This window comes from Luteibacter sp. P1_D3, from assembly GCF_056406135.1.
On sequence record NZ_JBFUAT010000015.1, the window covers coordinates 83,135 to 102,718 of the forward strand.

Consider the following 19,584-nt stretch of genomic DNA (forward strand, 5'->3'; position numbering starts at 1 on the left):
CGATGAACACCTTGCTGGTTATCTGGTTGGCCACGGCCTGGTTGATGACGGCCGGCTGGGCCTGGCAGCGTCGTCGGAACAACGCGGGCATCGTGGACGTGCTCTGGTCGGCTGGCGTCGGCGGTTCCGCTGTGCTCGCCGCGCTCATCGGTGCGGGCGCGCCGGGGACGCGCGTGGCGATGGCTGTCCTCGGTGGCCTCTGGGGACTGCGCCTGGCCCTGCATCTGTGGCATCGCGTGGCAGGCGAAGCGGAAGACGGACGCTATCGTGCGCTGCGTGCGCACTGGCACGGCAGCCAGCTGAAGTTCTTCGGCTTCTTCCAGTTCCAGGCTTTCCTCGTCGGCGTCTTCGCCGTGCCCTTTCTCGCGGTGGCTGCGAACCCGATCGTCTCGACGACGGCCATCGGGTTTGCCTTCGCGATCTGGCTGCTCAGTGTCGGCGGCGAGTCCCTGGCCGACCGGCAGCTGGCAGTGTTTCGCGCCGATCCCGGCAACCAGGGCAAGACCTGCCGCACCGGCTTGTGGCGGTACTCACGCCACCCGAACTACTTCTTCGAATGGCTGCATTGGTTCGCCTACGTCGTCCTGGCGATCGGCTCGCCGCTGTGGTGGCTGGCCTGGAGCGGACCGCTGGTGATGTTCCTGTTCCTGCGCTTCGTCAGTGGCGTGCCTTACACCGAGACGCAAGCCTTGCGCTCGCGTGGCGAGGCCTACCGGCGGTACCAGCGCGACACCCCGATGTTCTTTCCGTGGTTCCCGAAACATGAGAGCGATAACGCATGAACACCGTCGTCAGTCCCGCTTCGTATGCCCGTGAAGATCACGCCGCGCCCGGCCTGCTCGGCCTTGCCGAGCGCGGCCTGGTCCCCGATGCGCTGCTCCGCGCCGGTATCCGTCGCTTGTGCGCGAAGCGCCTGGCCGAGGAAGGTGCCGGCGGCCTTGCCGCCGTCGCCGCGCGCTATCAGGGACGTATCGAGGGACTGAAACACAGCGAGGTCGCGATCCATACGGATGCGGCCAATGGGCAGCACTATGAATTACCGCCGCGGTTTTTCGAGTTGTGCCTCGGGCCCCGCCTGAAGTATTCGGGTTGCTACTACCCGACCGGCGCCGAATCGCTGGCCCAGGCCGAGGAAGCGATGCTCGAGCTTTACGCCGAGCGCGCCGAGCTGGCCGATGACCAGTCGATCCTCGAGCTGGGTTGCGGCTGGGGTTCGCTGACCTTGTGGATGGCCCAGCGCTATCCGCGATCGCGGATCACCGCGGTATCCAATTCCGCCAGCCAGCGCCGACATATCGAAGCCAGCTGTTCGGCGCGCGGCATCCACAATGTCAACGTGATCACCGCGGATGCGAATGCCCTCGAACTGGGGGCCGACCAGTTCGACCGCTGCGTGTCGGTAGAAATGTTCGAGCACATGCGCAACTACGAAACGCTGCTGTCGCGTATCGCGCGCTGGTTGCGTCCGGGTGGCAAGCTATTCGTCCACATCTTCGCCCACCGGACCCTCATGTATCCGTTCGAAACCGAAGGCGAGGACGACTGGATGGGTCGCCACTTCTTCACCGGCGGCCTGATGCCGGCGTCGGACACTTTGCTGTGGTTTCAGAACGATCTGCGCATCGAACACCGCTGGCATGTCGATGGCACGCATTACGAGCGCACGGCCAACCATTGGCTGGTGAACCAGGACATGGCCCGTGAAGAAATCATGAAGGTGCTACAGGGGACCTACGGCAACGCGGCCGGACTCTGGTTCCAGCGCTGGCGGATGTTCTGGATGGCCTGTGCCGAGGTGTTCGGATACGCGGGCGGGCAGGAATGGCTGGTGGCCCATTATCGGTTCGCGAAGCCGCGCTAGAGCCCACCTCGCGCGGCATGCGCCGTCGAGACAAGGCCGTCAGAAACGTCCAATCCGGCCAGCTTTGCCTGGGGGTAATGTCACCTATTCCGGATTGTCGCCTTGGAATCGGCATCCCGTGGTCGCACGATGTGTGGCTTGCACCGCACTGTTAGGAGAGTGCCATGTCGTCCCGTCCCGTTCGTATCCCAGGTCCCGACCATCCGATCATGGTCACCCCTACCGAGGGCCGCGTTGTCGTACGCGATGGCGATCACGTGATCGCCGACACCCGCAACGCGTTGACTCTCAAGGAATCGACGTATCCGGCCGTGTTCTACATTCCTCGCGCGGACGCCGACATGGCCGCGCTGACCAAGACCGAACACCACTCGTATTGCCCCTACAAGGGCGAAGCGTCGTACTTCAGTCTGCCTGGCAACGCCGAGCACGCGATCAACGCGATCTGGACCTATGAGACGCCTTACGATGCTGTCGCGACGATTCGCGACCATCTCGCTTTTTACCCGGACCGGGTCAGCATCGAGCACACGCCGGGCTGATTCGCCAGCGCAGGGAACCTGACACATGCAAGCCATCGTCGATACCACCTGGGCGCCAGGCGCCGCTGCCCTTCGTTCCGGCGAAGGCGCGGCGGCGACGCGATGTCACACCGGCGACTCGCTCCTGGCCCGCTACGAGGCCGTGCGCGCGCGCACCGAGGGACTGATTGCCTCGCTGGACGCCGAAGACATGGTCGTCCAGTCCATGCCCGATGCCAGCCCCGCCAAGTGGCATCTCGCACACACCACCTGGTTTTTCGAAACCTTCGTGCTCGGACCGAACGTCCCGGGCTACCCGGTGTTCGATGCGGATTTCGGCTACCTCTTCAATTCGTATTACGAAGCGGTCGGCCCGCGACATCCGCGGCCACTGCGTGGCCTGCTGACGCGCCCCTCGGTGGCGCAGGTGATGGCCTATCGTCACCACGTGGACACGCACATGCGTGCCTTCCTGCAGGAACAGCCCCCGGCGGAACTCGAAGCGCTGCTGCACCTGGGTTTCGCCCACGAGGAGCAGCATCAGGAACTGCTGGTGATGGACATGCAGCACCTGTTCGCCCAGTCACCGCTCAAGCCGGCAGTCGATCAGGCGTGGCCGGCGCAGGCCCCGGGCCCCGTGGGACGATTCCGTCGTGTCGGTGGCGGTCCCGTGCGTATCGGCGCCGTGGACGAGCGCTTCGCGTTCGATAACGAAGGTCCCCGGCATACCGTATGGCTGGAACCGTTCGAGATCGCTGACCGTCTCGTTACCAATGGACAATGGCTGGCCTTCATGGCGCTGGGCGGCTACCGCCGTGCGGACCTCTGGCTTTCGGACGGCTGGGCTCAGCGTCAGGAAGAGGGCTGGGAAGCGCCGCTGTATTGGCGCCACGAGGACGACGTCTGGTCGCATATGACGCCGGGTGGCTGGAAGCCGGTGGACCCCGATGCCGCCGTGACCCATATCAGCTATTACGAAGCGGAAGCCTTCGCTCGCTGGGCCGGTGCGCGTCTGCCGGTCGAGGCGGAGTGGGAGCACGCCGTGCGTACGCGTACCGATCTGGAGCAGGTGGCCGACGTGGCCTGGCAGTGGACCGCCAGCGCCTATTCGCCGTATCCGGGTTTCCGCGCGACGGACGATGCCGTCGGTGAGTACAACGGCAAGTTCATGAGCGGGCAGATGGTGCTACGCGGTGGCGCCTGCGTGACGCCGCCGCATCATGTCCGTCCCTCGTACCGGAACTTCTACCGCCCGGGCCAGCGCTGGATGTTTGCGGGCCTGCGCCTGGCCCGCGACGTCGGCCATTCGCCCGACGACGACCGCCTGACCTTCTTGCGTGACACGCTCGCCGGATTATCCGCTTCACCGAAAGCGTTCTCGCCGAAATACTTCTACGATGCGGCCGGATCGGCCCTGTTCGAAGCGATCTGTGTCACGCCGGAGTACTACCCGACGCGGACGGAAACCGCGCTGTTGCATCACATCGCTCCGGCGCTGGCGGCGACGATTCCCGAAGGTGCCGTGCTGCTCGAACTGGGTAGCGGCGCGAGCGACAAGACCCGCGTGCTGCTGGACGCGGCGCCGCAGATTTCGGCGTACGTGCCCGTGGATATCAGCATCGATGCGCTCAATGGCGCGGTCGAACGGTTGCGCTCCGCGTACCCGGCCCTTGAGGTGCACCCGGTCGTCGGTGATTTCACCCAGGCGATCCGCGTACCCGACGCCCTGGCGGGACGCCCGATCGTGGCGTTCTTCCCGGGATCGACGATCGGCAACTTCGTCGCGGAGGAAGCGATCGCGCTGCTGCGCTCGGTACGCGAACGACTCGGCGCGACCGCGCACTTCATCGTCGGTGCCGATCAGGTCAAGCCGGTCGATACGCTGATTGCTGCCTACGACGACGCCGAGGGTGTCACGGCCGCGTTCAATCGCAATGTGCTGGTGAGGATCAATCGCGAGCTCGGCGGTGACTTCGATCCGCAGGCGTTCGAGCATCGCGCGGTATGGAATCCGGAGCGCGAGCGCATCGAGATGCACCTGGTGAGTCGCGTGGCCCAGCAGGTCACCGTCGCCGGCCAGCGTTTCCGGTTCGCCGCGGGTGAGTCCATCCACACCGAGAACTCGCACAAGTTCACGCCGGCGTCGTTTGCTCGGCTCGCGGAAGCGGGTGGCTGGCGGGTCGATCAACAGTGGATCTCGCCTGATCCGGCCTTCGGTATCTTCGCGCTACTGTAAGGTTCGGGCTGTGGTAGGAGCCGATTCATCGGCGATCCCGCGGCAGCGGGCAAGCTTGCCGCGAGCACCCATTCGCCGATGAATCGGCTCCTACCGAGAGCGCGCGCCAGCGGGGGCGCTAGCGGACCTGGTCGACCGTCATGAATCCGGCGTCGCTCACGCTCACCACGGCACGTCGATGGGCCTGGATGCTGACGGCGTCCTCGGTGCTTGCGCCGATGACGCGGGCCGTGGCCTCGACGCCAACGGGGCTGTTACCGCGACGCTTCTGCTTGCCGGCGAAGCGTGCGCGGTTGTATCCGGCCCAGGCACTGAAAACCATGGCACAGATGATGGCGGCGATCAGCACGACGCTGAGGTCGCCTTCCTTGTGGGAAGGTTCCAGCACATAGAGCTGCAGCCAGGCACTGCGAACACCAAAGGCCCATGCGCCCAGGGTGATCAGCGGTAGCCAGAGGAAGGCCCAGAAAAGCCACGCCACGATGGTGACGACGCCGAACATGGCTTTCTGCACCGACGACTGGCGTTCGGGCCGCTGGATCATGATGGCTTCGGCTTTCATCGCAGTCCCCTGTCCGGGCTGACCCATACCGCCCGCGTGCCCTTGCGCTTCATCAGCGCCTTAGGCATCGCGACGATCGAGGTCGCCGTGTTGAGGATCCAGTACACCAGCGGGTACCAGATCATCCAGTAGTAGTTGCGGCCGATGCGCGTTTCATAGCGGCGGTCGACCAGAAGGCTGATCAGGAACTGCAGCAGGCAGATCGCGCCCAGGACCACGCCATGCCATTGCGGTAACAGGGTGGCGATGTAGAGCGAGGGCGGCAGGTCGATGAAGTAACCCAGCACCCACAGCGTGACGATGATCGCCATGGTGTATGACCAGACCAGGCTCATCACGTATTCGATGGCCACCGGCCACATGCGGCGCTGCCGCCAGGCAAACAGCCTCTTCGTATAGCGCAGCAGCACTTCGGAACCACCCTGGGCCCAGCGCAGGCGTTGCTTCCACAAGCCGCGCAGCGTCTCGGGCATCAGGATCCAGCAAAGGGCGTTCGGCTCGTAGCGGATTTCCCAGTGGCGCATCTGCAGACGCCAGCTGATGTCGATGTCCTCGGTGACCATGTCGGTGTTCCAGTAGCCGACATCGTGCAGGGCGCTCTTACGGAAGGCGGCGATCACGCCGGATACCGTGAAGATGCGGCCATAGACGCGCTGCGCCCGCTTGATCAGGCCGATGATCGAGGAGAACTCGCCGACCTGCAGCTTGCCCAGAAGGGTCGAGCGGTTGCGGATACGCGGATTGCCGGTCACCGCAGCCACGCGTGGGCTGTCGAGCATGTGCGAGAGCAGCCAGTGGGTGGCATAGTCGTCGAGCAGCGCGTCGCCATCGACGCAGACCAGGAAGTCCGCGTTCGAGGCGAGCGCGGCGGCGCGCAGCCCCATGGCTTTGCCCTGGTTGCTCGCCATGTGGATCACCCGCAGCTTCGGGTACTGATCCATCAGCTGATCGAGCTGGGCGCCCGTGTCGTCGGTCGAACCGTCGTTGATCGCGATGATCTCGAAGTTCGGATATTGCTGGGAAGCCAGGTGCGCGATGGTCTCGCGCACCTGCTCGCCTTCGTTATGGCAGGGCACCACGAGGGTGACCATCGGGTAGGACTCTAGCTCGGGCGGCTTCACGCGCACGGGCTCGTTACGTTCCCAGCGCATGAAATAGATCACGCCGCCGGTCATCCAGATGAGTGACATCACCAGCGGATAGAAGAACGCGAACTCCAGCAGGATGTGGAGAATGCCGCCGTTCATCGGGTCGGCTCCGGGTAGGGATAATCGGATGCCGAGATGAACGGCCGGATGGTTTCGAGATCCGGATGGTCGTGCAGGAAGTCGTCCGGGTAATAGCCGATGTGTCGCGCGCCGGCGGCCTGCACCGTGCGCAGGCGCTGCGCCAGGTCGCTGTCGTTGATGGGGGTATGAGTGCGCCAGTTCCGCGTCGCGAATTCGAACAGGGTGCGATCGAAGCCGTTAGGTACCGCCGCGACCTGCGCAGCCAGGTGCTTGTACCAGCCGATGCGATCCGACTGCTGGTCCAGCTGGGGCATTGCCATCAGTGCTGTCATGTCATAGGCCTTGAGAAAGGCAGGAAGGCTCTGTGCCGTCCAGGCTTCCGCATTCGGCTGCAGGACGGGCAGGGCGTACAGGTTGCGTGCCGTGCGTAGCTGCGGACGCCACTTCTGCATGCGCTCGGACAGCTCCAGCGTGAAGTCGATCAAGGCCTGGGTGTTCTGTGCTGGTGTGTTCTTCGCCCACGGGCCGAGGTGGTCGGTGTCGCGGATATAGGCATCGTCGGAAAACAGCACGCCTGCGGTGTCGGCATGCATGGCGAGATCTTCGTAGACGTCGCCGATCATGGCGCGGACCTTCGGATCGTACGGCGCCAGACGGAAATGGTCGCCACCGGGTTTCGGCTCGCCGGCTAGCGACGGAAGATCCTTGCCGTCGGGGAAACGGAAGGCGAGTACGGGCATCCACGCGTAGACGCGTACACCGGCGCGGGTGCGCAGCTGCCACGACACGCGCGAGAAGAGGTCGGCCCGCATCGGCAGGTGGCGGTTCGGGAAGTACACCGCGTCGGCCACGCCGTCGCCATCGGGATCCGCATACGCCTGCAACCAGACCTGGCTCGGATGAAGACGCTTGATGCGGTCGAGCAGTTTGGAAAGGTTGCGGTCCTGCTGGGCCGGATCCGGGTCGTAAACGTAGTCGAGGTCGACCTGCACGGCACGCGTCGGTTCGATGCGATCCAGATGACGGAGCAGCCAGCCGAGGCGGTTCGCCGTGATGTTGCCGCTGACCAGCAGGCGTGGAATGGTCTTGCCGACTTCGAGCGTGGGCAGGCGGTCGCCCAGGCTGAAGGTCACCGGCATGCCGTGCTCGGCAGCCACCTGGCGCCCGACGCGGGTGTAGGCACCGTAAGGCCAGGCGACGGCGCGTGGGCGAACGCCCGTATGCGCGGCGATTTCGTCGGCACTGTGCTGCAGGTCGGCACCGATACGCGCGCGGTACTGCGCCTCGTCCTCGTAGACGTGCGCCTTGTCGTCATAGCGCAGCGAGGCGGCCGCGGGCAGCAGGTTGCCCTGCGGGTTGCCGTTGGTCCCCTCGTGCAAGCCCCAGGAGTGGGAAGCGAATTCCACCAGCCCGCCCTTGTGCATCTCGGTCACCTGGTCCCAGGTGAGGAAGCAGTCGCGATCGCAGTCCGAGCCGTTGTAGGGCATGCGCTTGCCGGCGGGCAGATCGATCCAGGAGCCGACGATGGCGGCTACCGCCGGGTAGTTGTAGGCGCGTAGCAGGGGCCAGACACGCGTGTAGAAGCTTTCCAGGCCATCGTCGAAGGTGAGCAGGACGGCATTGGCCGGCAGCGCCGCGCCGCCGTGGCTCGCATCGACCACCTGTTGCAGGCTGACGATGTTGTAGCCGTTGGCCTTGAGCCAGTCGAAGTGCGAAATCAGGTGGTCGGTGCTGGTGGCATCGGGGTCGCGATCGGCGCGGAGGCCGACGTCGTCGCGAACGTCGTGATACGCGAGCACGATCAGCGAAGGCCGCACGGGCGTGGCGGTCTGCGCGAGAGCGGGGAGCGCGAGCCCGAGCAGGGCTAGCAGAAACAACAGCGAACGCATGACTCTCATTCTCCCCAGTGCAGGGTCAGGTCGAGGACGACGCGATGTTCGCGGCGGCCATCGTAGGGTTGGTTGTGCCAGCCGATACCCCAGCCCAGGCGGATACCCGCGCGTGGCTGGAAGATCTGGCCGTAGCGGACGCTGGCCATCCAGTCGGTGGCGTAGCCTTGTTCGGCGTACTGGCCGACGGCGACGTCGATGCGCTGGGTGACCTGACGCTCGTAGAACTGGCCGAGCAGGTTCTGCAGGCGTCCGGTCAAGGCGTAGCTGTTGTCACGGCGGGGATTGAAGTACGGGCGATCGGTTTGCGTGTTCATCGAGCCGCCCAGTTCCACACCGCCATCGAGGGCGAGGTTGGGAGCGGTATACACCCGTTGCGTGAAGGCGGCGAGCCAGCCGGTGCGCTTGTTGCCGTCACTGAAGTCGTCGCGCGACAGGCCCAGGCGCGCCTGGGTCAGTTCGCTGGCGCGCCAGGTCACGGCGGTATCGATCGTCTTGGCCGAGATGCCGTAGTACTGCGCGCGCAGCGGCGTGTCTTCGCCGGCTGTGCTGAAGTCGGCGGCGATCGCCCAGTGATCGCTCAGTGACCAGTCGAAACCGGCTTCGAGCGCCGTCTTGCCGACGTAGCGATCCGCGGCGGGCAGGGCCTGCACGTAGACCTCGAGACCACGCGCATAACCGCGTACGCCCAGGCCGAAGCGCGTGCGGCGGACATCGCCTTCGGGCAGGTCGGCCGTCGAATAGCGGCCGAGCGCGAGCACACGCCAGTGATCGTCGATCAAGGGGCTTGCGATCGTAGCCACGGTCGCGCTGTCACGGTCGCCGTAATCGGGACTCGAGCCCTTGCCGTTTTCCTGGCTGATATCGAATTGCCAGCCACGTTCGCGATCCCACGATTGCACGGCGCGGTCCACGCGATCGGTACGGTTGCCCAGCACCTTGGCCTCGGCGAGGTTCTCGTCGATTCCCTCGTAGTCATGCAGGGCGCGCTGGGTGTCGGCTGCGTCGAGGTAGGAGTCGACATCGCGCGGATTCAAGGTATCGGCGATGGCGAGGTCGTCCTGGGCGCGTCGCGGCCAGCCACGCGCCAGTTCGACCATGCCGAGCTGGCGGCGGATGTTCGACTCGGCGGGTGCTTCGCGGCTGAGCGGGACGATGCGCGCATACGCGTCGGCTTGCATGTCGACGATGCTGCGCGCCGAGATCGCGGCGGATTCGGCATCGAACTTGCGCGGGTTCTGGATCGGCAGGCGAATACCCGGCACGCGAACCCAGGGCTGCTCTTTTGCCGCCAGGGCATCGATCGTGGTGAGCGCCTTCTGGGTTTGGCCCGACTCCAGGTAGGCATACATGAGACCGATGCGCGGATCGAGCTCCGCGTCGTCGTAAGGACCAGGGTCCTTGGCGATGCTGTCTTCGTAAAGTCGTGCGGCGTCGGCGGGCCGGCGACGGGCAAGGAGGGCATCTGCGGCGTTACGTTCGGCATAGGCGGGAAGCGTCACCCCCTGCGCATGCAGGGCGTCGTAACGCTGCGCCGCCTCGCCGGTGAGGCCGGCCTGGTCGAGCGCGACGATGAGGTCGAATTGCTCCCGCTGACGCATGTCGGCCGGCAGCATCGGATCGTCGGCGAGCCGTCGCGCGTCGGCAACGGCGCGGTCGGCTTCGGCATAAGGCGCTCGCGCATCGGCGGGCTCGCCCACCGCCCAGCGCGTTTCGCGCGCGACGTGGTCAGCCTCCAGGCGTGCCTTGTCATGCTGGCTCTGCGGTGGCTGCAGCGTCGACGCCAGTTCCCTGGCGCGCGTCGTTGCGCCAATCTCCGTCAATAAAGTGACGTTGAGCGTCTGCGCTTCCTGATCGTCCGGCCAGCGGGCGAGGATGGACTGGCAGTGCGCCAAGGCCTCGATCCGATGACCCTGGTCACGCTCCTGGCGAACCTTGGCCATGAGCGCATCGCGTTCGGGAGGTGCCGCAGCCCATGCCACGGGCCCATGCAGGGCCAGGAGCAGCGCAAGGCAGAGCCTGGCGCGCGGCACGCGGATGTCCCGCTGAAAAATCATCAAAGTTGATCCCATCCCCACAACATGACCTGTCTCGATCGCGCCGGATATTCATTCCCGGCAACGGAGGTTAAAGAAGCCCGCCATCGTAAAGGCAAGCACCGTGCCACGTGTGATGCACATCACATTTTTCTGGCGGTTCGAAGGACTGCGTTCAGGGTTGCGACGCGCGGGTGCCTGCGTCCGATGTCTTCACGCCGATGTGCCCGTCGTCGTCGACACTTAATACGGCGCGGCGACTGTCCTGGATGCGAAGCGCTTCGGCGGTCGATGTGCCCAGCGATTCCGCAGCGGCGGGCAGGGATATCGCGCCGGCCTTGCGACGACGCTGGCGCCCTCCCTGTTTGCGGCGCCCCTCATAGAGTGACCAGGCGAGGAACACCAGCAGGCTCAGCGGCGCCAGCCACACGATGTCGACCAGCTCGCGTGTACTGCTAAGAACCACGTCCGGTATCCAGCGCTCGATGTGTACCGGGATGTTCAGCGCGCGCGCCACACGGTGCAGGGCAGGCAGCCAGAGCAGGCCCCAGAGCAGCCAGGCCAGCACGGTGAGCACGCCATACAGTGCACGCCGTGGCAGCGACTGGCGCTCGGGTTGGTCGATGACGATCGCTTCGGCTTTCATGGGATTCCCCGGTCCGGACTGACCCACGTGGCGCTCTGTCCGTGGCGGCGCATGGCGGCACGGGGCAGGGCGACGATCGAGGTGACGGTGTTGAGCATCCAGTACGCCAGCGGGTACCAGATCATCCAGTAGTAGTTGCGACCGATCTTCGTCTCGTAGCGACGGTCCACCAACAGGCTGAGCATGAACTGGGTCAGGCAGGTGATCCCGAGCACCACGCCGTGCCACTGCGGGAAAAGGGATTCGACGTGGAAGGGGGGCGGTACGTCGACGACCTTGCCGATGGCCCACAACGCGATGATCGCGGCCATCACGTAGGACCAGACCAGGCTGAGCAGGTATTCGATGGCCAGCGGCCACATGCGACGGTGCCGCCAGCGCAGGAGGTTGCGGGCGTAGCGCAGGAGGACTTCGGAGCCGCCCTGCGCCCAGCGCAGGCGCTGCCGCCACAGGCCGCGCAAGGTCTCCGGCATGAGGATCCAGCACAGTGCATTAGGCTCGTAGCGGACTTCCCACGCGTTCATCTGCAGTCGCCAGCTCACGTCGATGTCTTCGGTGACCATGTCGGTGTGCCAGTAACCGATGTCGTGCAGGGCGCTGCGCCGAAACGCGGCGATGACGCCAGACACCGTGAAGATCCTTCCATAGACGCTCTGCGCACGTTTTATCAGGCCGATGATCGAGGAGAACTCACCCACCTGTAACTTGCCCAGCAACGTTGAGCGATTGCGGATACGCGGGTTGCCGGTCACGGCGCCGACGCGAACGTTGCGCAGCAGATGCCAGACCAGCCAGTGCGTGGCGTAGTCGTCGAGCAGGGCGTCACCGTCGACGCAGACGATGAACTCGCCGTGGGCCGCCAGTGCCGCGGCACGCAAGGCCATGGCCTTGCCCTGGTTGGTTTCCAGGTGGAGGACGCGCAGGCGCGGCTGTTCGCGTATCAGGGCATCGAGGAGGGGACCGGTGTCGTCGCTCGATCCATCGTTCACCGCAATGATTTCAAAGTCGGGCCAGCGCTGGCTGGCGAGGTGTTCGATGGTCTCGCGCACCTGCTCACCCTCGTTGAAACAGGGGACGACGAGGGTGACGAAAGGGTAGTGATCCAGGTGCGGTGGGCTTTCGCGATCGCCCTTACGGCGCTCGATGCGGAAGAAGTAGACCAAGCCGCCGCTCATCCAGAGCAGCGACATGATCCATGGGTAGAAGAACGCGTATTCGAGTAACGAATGCATCAACGATGCATCCGTGCTCATCCGTGGGACCTGCCGATGACGATGCTCATAATCGGCAAGTCTGGCTATTTTGTGTTGACGTTTTGTGTAGGACTCACGGGGTGTATTCAGCTTCCCGCAAGACATCGAAACCCTCGTCCATCCATCCCGTCATGCCACCGGCCATGATCTTCACAGGGCGCCCGAGACGAGCCAGCTTCGCCGCACCACGAGCCGCGCCGTTGCAATGAGGGCCCGCGCAATAGGTTACGAAAAGTGTCGTCTCGGGCCACGCTGCCATGCGTGAGGCGATGATCTTGCCGTGCGGCAGATTGATCGCTCCGGGCACGTGGCCCCTGGCGAACAGGGCCGGGCTGCGGACATCGAGCAGCACGAACCCAGGATGGTCACTAGCGAGCGCCTCGTGCGTGTCCCAGCAATCGGTTTCAAATTCGAGTTCGGACTCGAAATGGGCGACGGCGAGACCGGAAGCGGCGGCGGGAACACGGGTAACGGCGTTGAACATGTCGGCTCTCGTGGCGGTGGGGGCGTGCAAGCCATTGTCCCGATAGCCGCTGACCGGCATAGTGGCGAGAACGCCACCATGCGATCAAATCATGACAAGTCACCCTGGTCCGCCGAACACGCTCGTCGTCGCGCTGATCTACGACGGCCTGTGCATGTTCGAGTTCGCCAGTGCCGCCGAGGTCTTCGGCCTGGCGCGGCCGGAACTGGGTGACGACTGGTATCGCTTCGAGACCTGTGCGGTGGAAGGCAGCGATATCCGCGGCCAGCATGGTGTGCGAGTCCGGCCCGACGGGAATCTCGATCGTCTCGATGCAGCGGGGACCATCGTTATTCCCGGTTGGAAGGGTGTCGACGAGGCGGTGCCTTCGGTCGTCGTGGATGCGCTTCGTCGCGCCCATGCCCGCGGGGCGCGCCTGCTCTCGATCTGCTCAGGGTCGTTCGTGCTCGCGGCAACGGGCTTGCTCGACGGACGCCGTGCCACGACGCACTGGCGCTATGCGGAGGCGATGCGCCAGCGATACCCGGCCATCGAGGTCGATCCGGGTGTGCTCTATGTCGACGAGGGGCAGCTGCTCACCTCGGCGGGCAGCGCGGCCGGTCTCGACCTCTGCCTGCATATGGTCCGGCGTGACCGGGGCCCCGCCGTCGCCAACCACGTGGCACGTCGCCTGGTCATCCCGCCTCACCGGGACGGAGGCCAGGCCCAGTTCGTCGAACGGCCCGTGGCCAGCCGTGAGCGCGATCTGCTTGGCCCCGTGATGGACGCGATGCGCCGTCGCCTTGCCGACGATCTGCCGTTGGCTACCCTTGCTGCGATGGCCGCGATGGGCGAGCGCTCCTTCATCCGTCGCTTCAAGGCATCCACGGGTACAACGCCGGCGGACTGGTTGACGGCCTTGCGTGTCGATCGCGCCCGCGAACTGCTCGAAGCCTCGACGCTGTCGATCGAGATGATCGCCGGCCAGACCGGCCTCGGCACCGCAACGACGATGCGACATCACTTCCGGCGCAGGCTCGGAACGAGCCCGGGGGCCTATCGCCAGCGCTTTGCGGCTCAGCGATAGTTACAGCCGCCAGCTGGCCTAGGCCATTGCACCGATTCACGGCGGGTGGGGAAGGCGCTACAAAGGGCCGGTTGAGTCGGATCCCGAGGTCACTCGTGATGGTGGAACAGCAAACACGCGCCGCGGCAGCGTCGGCACCGCTACCGCGGCTGGATTTCATCGACGCGCTGCGCGGGCTGGTCATCGCGCTCATGGTCCTCGACCATACGCGCGACTTCGTCAATCGCCAGGCCYTCCTGTTCGACCCGCTGGATCTGGACAAGACCTCGGTCGCCCTGTTCCTGACACGATGGGTGACCCACCTCTGTGCGCCGACCTTCGTGCTTCTTTCGGGCGTATCCATCTTCCTGCAGGCGCATCGTGGCAAGACCGGGTGGCCGCTTTCGCGATTCCTGCTCACTCGTGGCCTCTGGCTGATCTTCCTCGAAATCACCGTGGTCGACTTCGGTTTCGACTTCCGTCCGGCGATCTTCCTGCAGGTGATCTATGCGATCGGCCTGAGCATGGTGCTGATGTCCGCGGCGGTTCACCTGCCGCGGCGTGTGGTACTCGGTCTGGGCATCGTGCTGGTCGCGGGGCATAACCTGTTCGACGGCGTCGACGCCGCTACGCTCGGCGCCTGGGGTCTGCCATGGCACTTACTCATGCAGCCGGGTGTGCTGCCGTTCGGCTTCATCGCCTATCCCGTGCTGCCCTGGTTTGGCGTGATGTGCGTCGGCTATGGCATCGGTGGCATCTACCTGATGGAGCCGTCGCGTCGAAGCCGGACGCTGGCACTACTGGCGATCGGGATGCTCGTGCTGTTCTTCGTGCTGCGCCTGCCGAACCTCTATGGTGATCCACGGCCATGGACCGTCCCCGCCGATGCGTCGTTGACCCCGTTGGCCGTGATGTCCGTGGCGAAGTACCCGCCCTCGCTGGATTACGTCCTGGTCACGCTCGGTATCTCGACGCTGATCGGCCTCGCGCTTGGTCGTGCGCCGGCGTGGCTGCTAAAACCCTTCCTGGCCTTCGGTCGCACGCCGATGCTCTCGTACCTTCTGCATATCTATCTCGCCCACACGTTCGCGGTGATCATCGCGCAGTTCTACGGCGTGCCGGCGGCGCACTTCATCGGCACGTTGAGCGATCAGTCGCGGCTGCGTGCGGACGGGTGGGGGCTGTCGCTGTGGGGTACGTACGCCGTATGGCTTGCCGTGCTCATCGTGCTGTATCCGATGGCCAGCGCTTATGCGCGATACCGAGCCACGCACAAGAAGTGGTGGCTCAGTTATCTGTGATCAGAGCGCATTCAACACCGACGGAAACACCGACTCATAGGCCTCGCCATACGTCATCGGCGTGCCCGAGTTGCGGCCGCCCTGGACGCCGCGTTGCAACGCGACCCGCGTGTAGTACTCCCACAAGTGCTCCTGGCCTTGCATGCACTCGATGGCAGCGCGCTTGGCGTCCCAGGCATCGGTGATGTTGAGGATGGTGTCGGGTTTCCAGCCGCACTGCTCGGGCTGGTGCGGTTCGAACAGATAGACCTGCGGGGCGCCGATCACCGGCGTCTCGGGATCGTGACCATGCGCCTGCGCCACGATGCGTGCTTCCTGGGCGAAGGCGCTCACCGCCACATGGTCGGCGTTGTAGGGGTCGAGGCGCGAGTGCGTCATGACCCAGTTCGGCCGCACGGCGCGGTAGAGGTTCGCCAGCCGGAACAGCGAATCCTTTTCGAGGGTGATGGGGTAGTCGCCGAGGTCCCAGAAGTGGATATCCGCCACGCCCAGATGCCGCGCGGCGTTCTCGGCTTCGACCTGACGTTCCGACTTGACCTTCTCCAGCGTCATGCCGGGCTTGCGCCAGAGTTTGGCCGACTCGCCGCGCTCGCCGTACGAGAGGCAGACGACGGTCACGTCCCAGCCGGCCGCCGCGTGCAGCGCGATAGCACCGCCGGCGCGCCAGACGAAATCGGCCGAGTGCGCGCTGACTACCAATGCTGTTTTCTTCGTCATGAGAGGATCCGTTCGTAGGAGAGGGTTCAGTCGCCGCCGGCGGTCTTGTCGAAGCCGAGCATGTAGCCCAGATCCATCTTGAGACTCACGCCGTAGACGAACATGTTTTTCGGGAAGATCGCGGTGTTGGTGATGCTCGAGTTGTCCGGATGCACGATGTACTGGAGGCTCGGCATCAGCTCGAGGCCGCGCGCCACACGCCAGCCGTAGGTCAGCTCGTAAGCGGTCTGGTGTTCGGCGTTCGTGCCGTGGCCGCCCTTCTTGGCGCGTGCGTCGCGGAGGAATTCGCGCTCGCGCGGCGTGAGTTGGAATTCGGAGATCGAGAAGTTGAACGTGTCGGTCGGCCTGCTGGCGAACGGCGCGGTCCATACGAAGCCGGCATAGACCTGCTGGCGCATGATTTCGGCTTCGTCGAGCTGCTGGACGATACCGCCGAACACGTTGAAGCTTCGTGTGCTGGCATCGTTCGGCCGCCAGATAACGCGGTCGCCCATGATGTAGACACCGTCGCGGCTGCTGTTGACCGTACGCGCCGTACCGCCGAACAACGCTTTCGAGCGTCCCGCCGTATTGAAGTACGGATCGGTGAGCGGCGCTGTGCTCAGGAAGGCGCCAACCTTCAGTTCGAACGGGAAGCGGGTGGTCGTGGGATCGGTCTTCTGCCAGGCCCATTCAACGGGGACGGTGACGCCGGTGGCGCTGCCGACCGAGAAATCCAGGCCGTTGCTTGCCGATGTCGTCGGGTTGACTTCGAAGACGCCGGTTTCGATATACGTATGCGGCGTCGGCCGGGCCTTGATGTTCAAGCCCCAGGTCGCCGAGGGAAGCAGGCTGAAGCCGGCTTCGGACACGAGGATACGCGGCTCGCCGCAGGTGTCGGCGGACTCGAACTGGCAGTTGGTCACCAGATGGCCGTAGTACGTCGTGGTACCGAGGCGGCCAGCGGTGATGTCGAGCTTGTCGTCGAGCAATTTCTGCTCGTAGGCGAACAAGCCGAGATGCCAGCGGTAGAACTCGTTCTTGTAGATGTACTGCTGCTTGGTGAAGGTGCCGCTGACGTACTTGTTGAGGCTCTCGCCGTAGTCGCGATACACCGTAAAGTGGAACGAACCGCCGCTCAGGCCGATCATCTTGTCCAGGTCGAAGTCGGCGCCGATGTTGAACTGGCCGACGTTGCTATGTCCCTGGTAAATGCCGCCCGTCGTGTTGTTGGCGTACTGGTCGATGAGCGCGCTGCGCAGCTTGATGCCCTTGTCCCTCAATGCGGTACCGACGTCAGCGAACGGGCCTTTCAAACCATCCTTCGGCGTCACCGCCCGGCCTGCCGAGCCCGGCTCGGCGGTGTCCGGCGCCGATGAGCTCGACGCGGGGGCGACGGAAGGCACGTTCTGGGCAAAGGCCAGTGCCGGTGCGAGCGTGGCAGCGACGCCGCAAAGCGCGCTGGCGATGTAAGTGTTGCGATTCATTTGAGCAATCCCTCCCCGATCGCGGAGTCGAGGGACTTCGCGAGGCATGTCATACGGACGATGTGGCAGATCAGGCGGGTCGGTAACCCGTATCCAGCTCTTGCCTGAGTGTTTCGCGGTTGACGGCCTTCTCCCAATGACCGACGACCACGGTGGCGACGCAATTGCCTGCGATGTTGGTGAAGACGAACATGGCCGAAAGGATCCGGTGAATGCCCAGGATCAGGGCGATGCTGTTCACCGGAATGGTCTTGGTCGCGGCCAGGGTCAGTGTCAGCACGGCGATGGCGGAACCGGAAACACCGGCACCTCCCTTCGACGTGAGCAGCAGGATGGCGAGCAGGCCCAATTGCTGCTCCCAACCGAGCGCGGTTCCGGTGGCCTGGGCCAGGAACACCGCCACGGCGGCAAAATAAAGGCAGGTGCCGTCGTGATTGAAGCTGTAGGCAGTAGGCAGGACCATGCCGACGACCGACTCGTTGACGCCGAGCTTCGTGAGTTTCGCCGTGAGCTGTGGAAAGACGCTTTCCGATGAACTCGTGCCCAGCACCAGGACCAGTTCCTCGCGGAAGTAACGCATCAGCTTGAGCAGGTTGAATCCGGCATAGGCCGAGATCGGTGCGAGTACCAGCGCGAAGAACAGCGCGCAGGTGAGCAGGAACTCGAGGATCAGCGCGCCCAGCGGCAGCAGCGTGGCGAGGCCGACTGGGCGACGGTGAAGGCGATGGCACCGAAGGCCGCGATCGGTGCGATCTTCATCACCTGACGGATGATCCAGAACAAGGCGGACTGCACGGTATCCACCACCTGCAAGACCGGCTGGGCCTTCTCACCGAGCGACGCGAGGCCGCAGGCGAACAGCACCGAGAACACCAGGATCTGCAGGATGTCGCCCTTGGCGAAGGCCTCGAGCGCGGAGTTGGGCACGAGGTTGACCAGGAAGTCGCCGGCGCCGGTGGGCACCGCTGCCGCGCCATCCTTGGTCGTGGTGACACCGGTATGCAGCAGCGCGGGATCGATGTGCATGCCCACGCCGGGCTTGAGCAGGTTGATCGTCACAAGGCCCAGCACCAGCGCGATACTGGTGACCACCTCGAAGTACACCATCGCCTTGATCGCGATGCGTGCGACCTTGCCCAGGTCGCGCACGCTGGCGATGCCGTGGGTGACGGTGCAGAAGATGATCAGGCCGACAACCATCTGGATCAGGCGAATGAAAATGTCACCGAGCGGCTTGAGCTGCTTGCCGATGTCCGGCGCCAGGGCACCCAGGAGGACGCCCAGCACCATACCCGTCACCACCTGGAACGTGAGGTCCTGGTAGAAGGGGCGTGGCGCCTTCAGCGGCGCCGGKGGGATGTTGAGGGTCGGCTTGATCATCAGGGCTTCTTTTCGCTGTTCATTCGGCCATGCCGTCGAGTATGGCGTGTGCTGGCCCGAACACTTCGTCAAAGCTCAGCCGGCGCGGCAGCAGGCCCTGTTCGACACAGGCGTCGACGATGGTGTCGACCGGTCCGCGCAGCGTGTCGAAACCGAAGGCGTAGGGCGACGGTCCGCCTGTCTCACCGGGCAGTGTCGCTTTCGACACGACCAGAAGGCGGTAGGCCTCGCGCAAGGCGGTGGGATCGCGCTGGCTGGCAGCCGTGCTCGCCGCGACCACGTGGTTGATCGGCATGAAGCCGTGCTGTTCGTACCACGCCTTGTCCCTTGCTGCGGCATCGTCGATGACCGGGACGAATTCCTCGTCCTTGGGCAGGTCGTTACCCAGGATGGCCGCGTCGATCGTGCCCTCACGCAGGAGGTCGAGAAGGCTCAGGTCCGCTTCGGCATGCTCGACGAAATCCGGATCCCGGTATTGCGCCACGTGGGCGGCATCGCGCGTCAGCCACCGCATGGCGCGGGTGGACAACCCGTAGTCTTCCGTGAGGTGCGCGCGCACCCACATGCCGGTGGTCTGGGTATACGAGCGCACGCCGATGCGATGGCCGGCCAGTTGGCCGGGCGTCACGCCACCGACGCGGCGGGTGATCAGGCAGCCGCGCTGGAAGCGCGACGCGACCACGGCGGGCAGCAGGATGATAGGCCGGCCAAAAGCGATCGCTTGCAGGCCGGTGACGATCGCCAGCTCCGAGATATCGAACGCCTGGTCGCGCACCATCGGTGCAAACGCTTTGTGGACCGGCGACACGTCGACAAAGTCGAAGCCCACGCGGGGGCTGGTCAACGCGCCGCTCTTGATCGGCGTGGTCAGCGCCGACGTGGCGAGCACGGTCCGCATCGTGCTTGGCTCAGACATGCGTGCCACCCTCCGACAGCGACGGATAGATGGCTGCTGCCG

At 64.9% G+C, this 19,584-nt stretch carries 16 protein-coding genes and 1 pseudogene; 6 read left to right on the forward strand and 11 right to left on the reverse strand.

Annotation, left to right across the window (positions count from 1 at the left end; translation table 11 throughout):
• Positions 1-2 precede the first annotated feature (2 nt).
• The 4 genes from AC1DYM_RS11850 (at position 3) to egtB (ending at position 4,618) form a co-directional block, all read left to right on the forward strand.
• Positions 3-782 carry a DUF1295 domain-containing protein gene (locus tag AC1DYM_RS11850; RefSeq protein WP_477338521.1) on the forward strand — a complete coding sequence of 260 codons (780 nt, stop codon included), beginning with the start codon at positions 3-5 and terminating at the stop codon, positions 780-782.
• The gene (locus AC1DYM_RS11855; protein ID WP_477338488.1) at positions 779-1,861 is read left to right on the forward strand and encodes an SAM-dependent methyltransferase; all 1,083 of its coding nucleotides are present in this window, start codon (positions 779-781) and stop codon (positions 1,859-1,861) included. The genes AC1DYM_RS11850 and AC1DYM_RS11855 overlap by 4 nt, the downstream gene beginning before the upstream one ends.
• 164 nt (positions 1,862-2,025) lie before the next feature.
• Positions 2,026-2,403, forward strand: a complete 378-nt coding sequence (locus tag AC1DYM_RS11860) for a DUF427 domain-containing protein (protein ID WP_477338490.1) — start codon at positions 2,026-2,028, stop codon at positions 2,401-2,403.
• 25 nt (positions 2,404-2,428) lie between these two features.
• Positions 2,429-4,618: an ergothioneine biosynthesis protein EgtB gene (gene egtB / locus AC1DYM_RS11865; protein ID WP_477338492.1), complete on the forward strand. Its 2,190-nt coding sequence runs from the start codon at positions 2,429-2,431 to the stop codon at positions 4,616-4,618.
• Positions 4,619-4,736: 118 nt separating this feature from the next.
• Here the strand turns inward: egtB and pgaD (AC1DYM_RS11870) are convergent, their stop codons facing one another.
• The 7 genes from pgaD (AC1DYM_RS11870) to AC1DYM_RS11900 form a co-directional block, all read right to left on the reverse strand.
• Positions 4,737-5,180, reverse strand: coding sequence for a poly-beta-1,6-N-acetyl-D-glucosamine biosynthesis protein PgaD (pgaD, locus tag AC1DYM_RS11870; RefSeq protein WP_477338494.1), 444 nt, complete (start codon positions 5,178-5,180; stop codon positions 4,737-4,739).
• Positions 5,177-6,427: a poly-beta-1,6-N-acetyl-D-glucosamine synthase gene (gene pgaC / locus AC1DYM_RS11875; protein ID WP_477338496.1), complete on the reverse strand. Its 1,251-nt coding sequence runs from the start codon at positions 6,425-6,427 to the stop codon at positions 5,177-5,179. The genes pgaD (AC1DYM_RS11870) and pgaC (AC1DYM_RS11875) overlap by 4 nt, the downstream gene beginning before the upstream one ends.
• Entirely contained in the window at positions 6,424-8,298 is a 1,875-nt protein-coding gene (gene pgaB / locus AC1DYM_RS11880; protein WP_477338498.1) for a poly-beta-1,6-N-acetyl-D-glucosamine N-deacetylase PgaB, read from the reverse strand. Before pgaB ends, pgaC (AC1DYM_RS11875) begins: the two co-directional genes overlap by 4 nt.
• A 5-nt stretch (positions 8,299-8,303) precedes the next feature.
• The gene (gene pgaA / locus AC1DYM_RS11885) at positions 8,304-10,355 is read right to left on the reverse strand and encodes a poly-beta-1,6 N-acetyl-D-glucosamine export porin PgaA (protein WP_477338500.1); all 2,052 of its coding nucleotides are present in this window, start codon (positions 10,353-10,355) and stop codon (positions 8,304-8,306) included.
• 154 nt (positions 10,356-10,509) lie between these two features.
• Complete coding sequence (gene pgaD / locus AC1DYM_RS11890; RefSeq protein ID WP_477338502.1) at positions 10,510-10,980, reverse strand: poly-beta-1,6-N-acetyl-D-glucosamine biosynthesis protein PgaD; 471 nt, start codon at positions 10,978-10,980, stop codon at positions 10,510-10,512.
• Entirely contained in the window at positions 10,977-12,212 is a 1,236-nt protein-coding gene (gene pgaC / locus AC1DYM_RS11895) for a poly-beta-1,6-N-acetyl-D-glucosamine synthase (RefSeq protein WP_477338504.1), read from the reverse strand. Before pgaC (AC1DYM_RS11895) ends, pgaD (AC1DYM_RS11890) begins: the two co-directional genes overlap by 4 nt.
• A 94-nt stretch (positions 12,213-12,306) precedes the next feature.
• Positions 12,307-12,717: a rhodanese-like domain-containing protein gene (locus AC1DYM_RS11900; protein WP_477338506.1), complete on the reverse strand. Its 411-nt coding sequence runs from the start codon at positions 12,715-12,717 to the stop codon at positions 12,307-12,309.
• A gap of 91 nt (positions 12,718-12,808) precedes the next feature.
• Here AC1DYM_RS11900 and ftrA point away from each other — a divergent pair, with 91 nt between their 5' ends.
• Together ftrA and AC1DYM_RS11910 are read left to right on the forward strand one after the other, a co-directional pair.
• A complete protein-coding gene (gene ftrA / locus AC1DYM_RS11905; protein WP_477338508.1) occupies positions 12,809-13,783 on the forward strand; it encodes a transcriptional regulator FtrA in 975 nt (324 codons plus the stop codon).
• 98 nt (positions 13,784-13,881) lie between these two features.
• Positions 13,882-15,063: an acetyltransferase domain-containing protein gene (locus AC1DYM_RS11910; protein WP_477338510.1), complete on the forward strand. Its 1,182-nt coding sequence runs from the start codon at positions 13,882-13,884 to the stop codon at positions 15,061-15,063.
• Here the strand turns inward: AC1DYM_RS11910 and AC1DYM_RS11915 are convergent, their stop codons facing one another.
• From AC1DYM_RS11915 to AC1DYM_RS11930, 4 genes and pseudogenes are all read right to left on the reverse strand, one after another.
• Positions 15,064-15,780 carry a PIG-L deacetylase family protein gene (locus AC1DYM_RS11915; RefSeq protein ID WP_477338512.1) on the reverse strand — a complete coding sequence of 239 codons (717 nt, stop codon included), beginning with the start codon at positions 15,778-15,780 and terminating at the stop codon, positions 15,064-15,066.
• Positions 15,781-15,806: 26 nt separating this feature from the next.
• The gene (locus AC1DYM_RS11920) at positions 15,807-17,246 is read right to left on the reverse strand and encodes a carbohydrate porin (protein ID WP_477338514.1); all 1,440 of its coding nucleotides are present in this window, start codon (positions 17,244-17,246) and stop codon (positions 15,807-15,809) included.
• Between the two features lie 70 nt (positions 17,247-17,316).
• Positions 17,317-18,626 (reverse strand): annotated as a pseudogene (locus AC1DYM_RS11925) (cation:dicarboxylate symporter family transporter).
• A 19-nt stretch (positions 18,627-18,645) separates the two neighbouring features.
• Positions 18,646-19,542 (reverse strand): hypothetical protein, encoded by an 897-nt coding sequence (locus AC1DYM_RS11930; RefSeq protein ID WP_477338516.1) that lies wholly within the window; start codon positions 19,540-19,542, stop codon positions 18,646-18,648.
• Between the last annotated feature and the right edge of the window lie 42 nt (positions 19,543-19,584).

Excerpts from the sequence above, each read along its gene's own strand:
- AC1DYM_RS11850 (WP_477338521.1), top strand. The coding sequence starts at position 3 with ATGAACACCTTGCTGGTTATCTGGTTGGCCACGGCCTGGTTGATGACG.
- AC1DYM_RS11855 (WP_477338488.1), top strand. The coding sequence starts at position 779 with ATGAACACCGTCGTCAGTCCCGCTTCGTATGCCCGTGAAGATCACGCC.
- AC1DYM_RS11860 (WP_477338490.1), top strand. The coding sequence starts at position 2,026 with ATGTCGTCCCGTCCCGTTCGTATCCCAGGTCCCGACCATCCGATCATG.
- egtB (WP_477338492.1), top strand. The coding sequence starts at position 2,429 with ATGCAAGCCATCGTCGATACCACCTGGGCGCCAGGCGCCGCTGCCCTT.
- pgaD (WP_477338494.1), bottom strand. The coding sequence starts at position 5,180 with ATGAAAGCCGAAGCCATCATGATCCAGCGGCCCGAACGCCAGTCGTCG.
- pgaC (WP_477338496.1), bottom strand. The coding sequence starts at position 6,427 with ATGAACGGCGGCATTCTCCACATCCTGCTGGAGTTCGCGTTCTTCTAT.
- pgaB (WP_477338498.1), bottom strand. The coding sequence starts at position 8,298 with ATGCGTTCGCTGTTGTTTCTGCTAGCCCTGCTCGGGCTCGCGCTCCCC.
- pgaA (WP_477338500.1), bottom strand. The coding sequence starts at position 10,355 with ATGATTTTTCAGCGGGACATCCGCGTGCCGCGCGCCAGGCTCTGCCTT.
- pgaD (WP_477338502.1), bottom strand. The coding sequence starts at position 10,980 with ATGAAAGCCGAAGCGATCGTCATCGACCAACCCGAGCGCCAGTCGCTG.
- pgaC (WP_477338504.1), bottom strand. The coding sequence starts at position 12,212 with ATGCATTCGTTACTCGAATACGCGTTCTTCTACCCATGGATCATGTCG.
- AC1DYM_RS11900 (WP_477338506.1), bottom strand. The coding sequence starts at position 12,717 with ATGTTCAACGCCGTTACCCGTGTTCCCGCCGCCGCTTCCGGTCTCGCC.
- ftrA (WP_477338508.1), top strand. The coding sequence starts at position 12,809 with ATGACAAGTCACCCTGGTCCGCCGAACACGCTCGTCGTCGCGCTGATC.
- AC1DYM_RS11915 (WP_477338512.1), bottom strand. The coding sequence starts at position 15,780 with ATGACGAAGAAAACAGCATTGGTAGTCAGCGCGCACTCGGCCGATTTC.
- AC1DYM_RS11920 (WP_477338514.1), bottom strand. The coding sequence starts at position 17,246 with ATGAATCGCAACACTTACATCGCCAGCGCGCTTTGCGGCGTCGCTGCC.
- AC1DYM_RS11930 (WP_477338516.1), bottom strand. The coding sequence starts at position 19,542 with ATGTCTGAGCCAAGCACGATGCGGACCGTGCTCGCCACGTCGGCGCTG.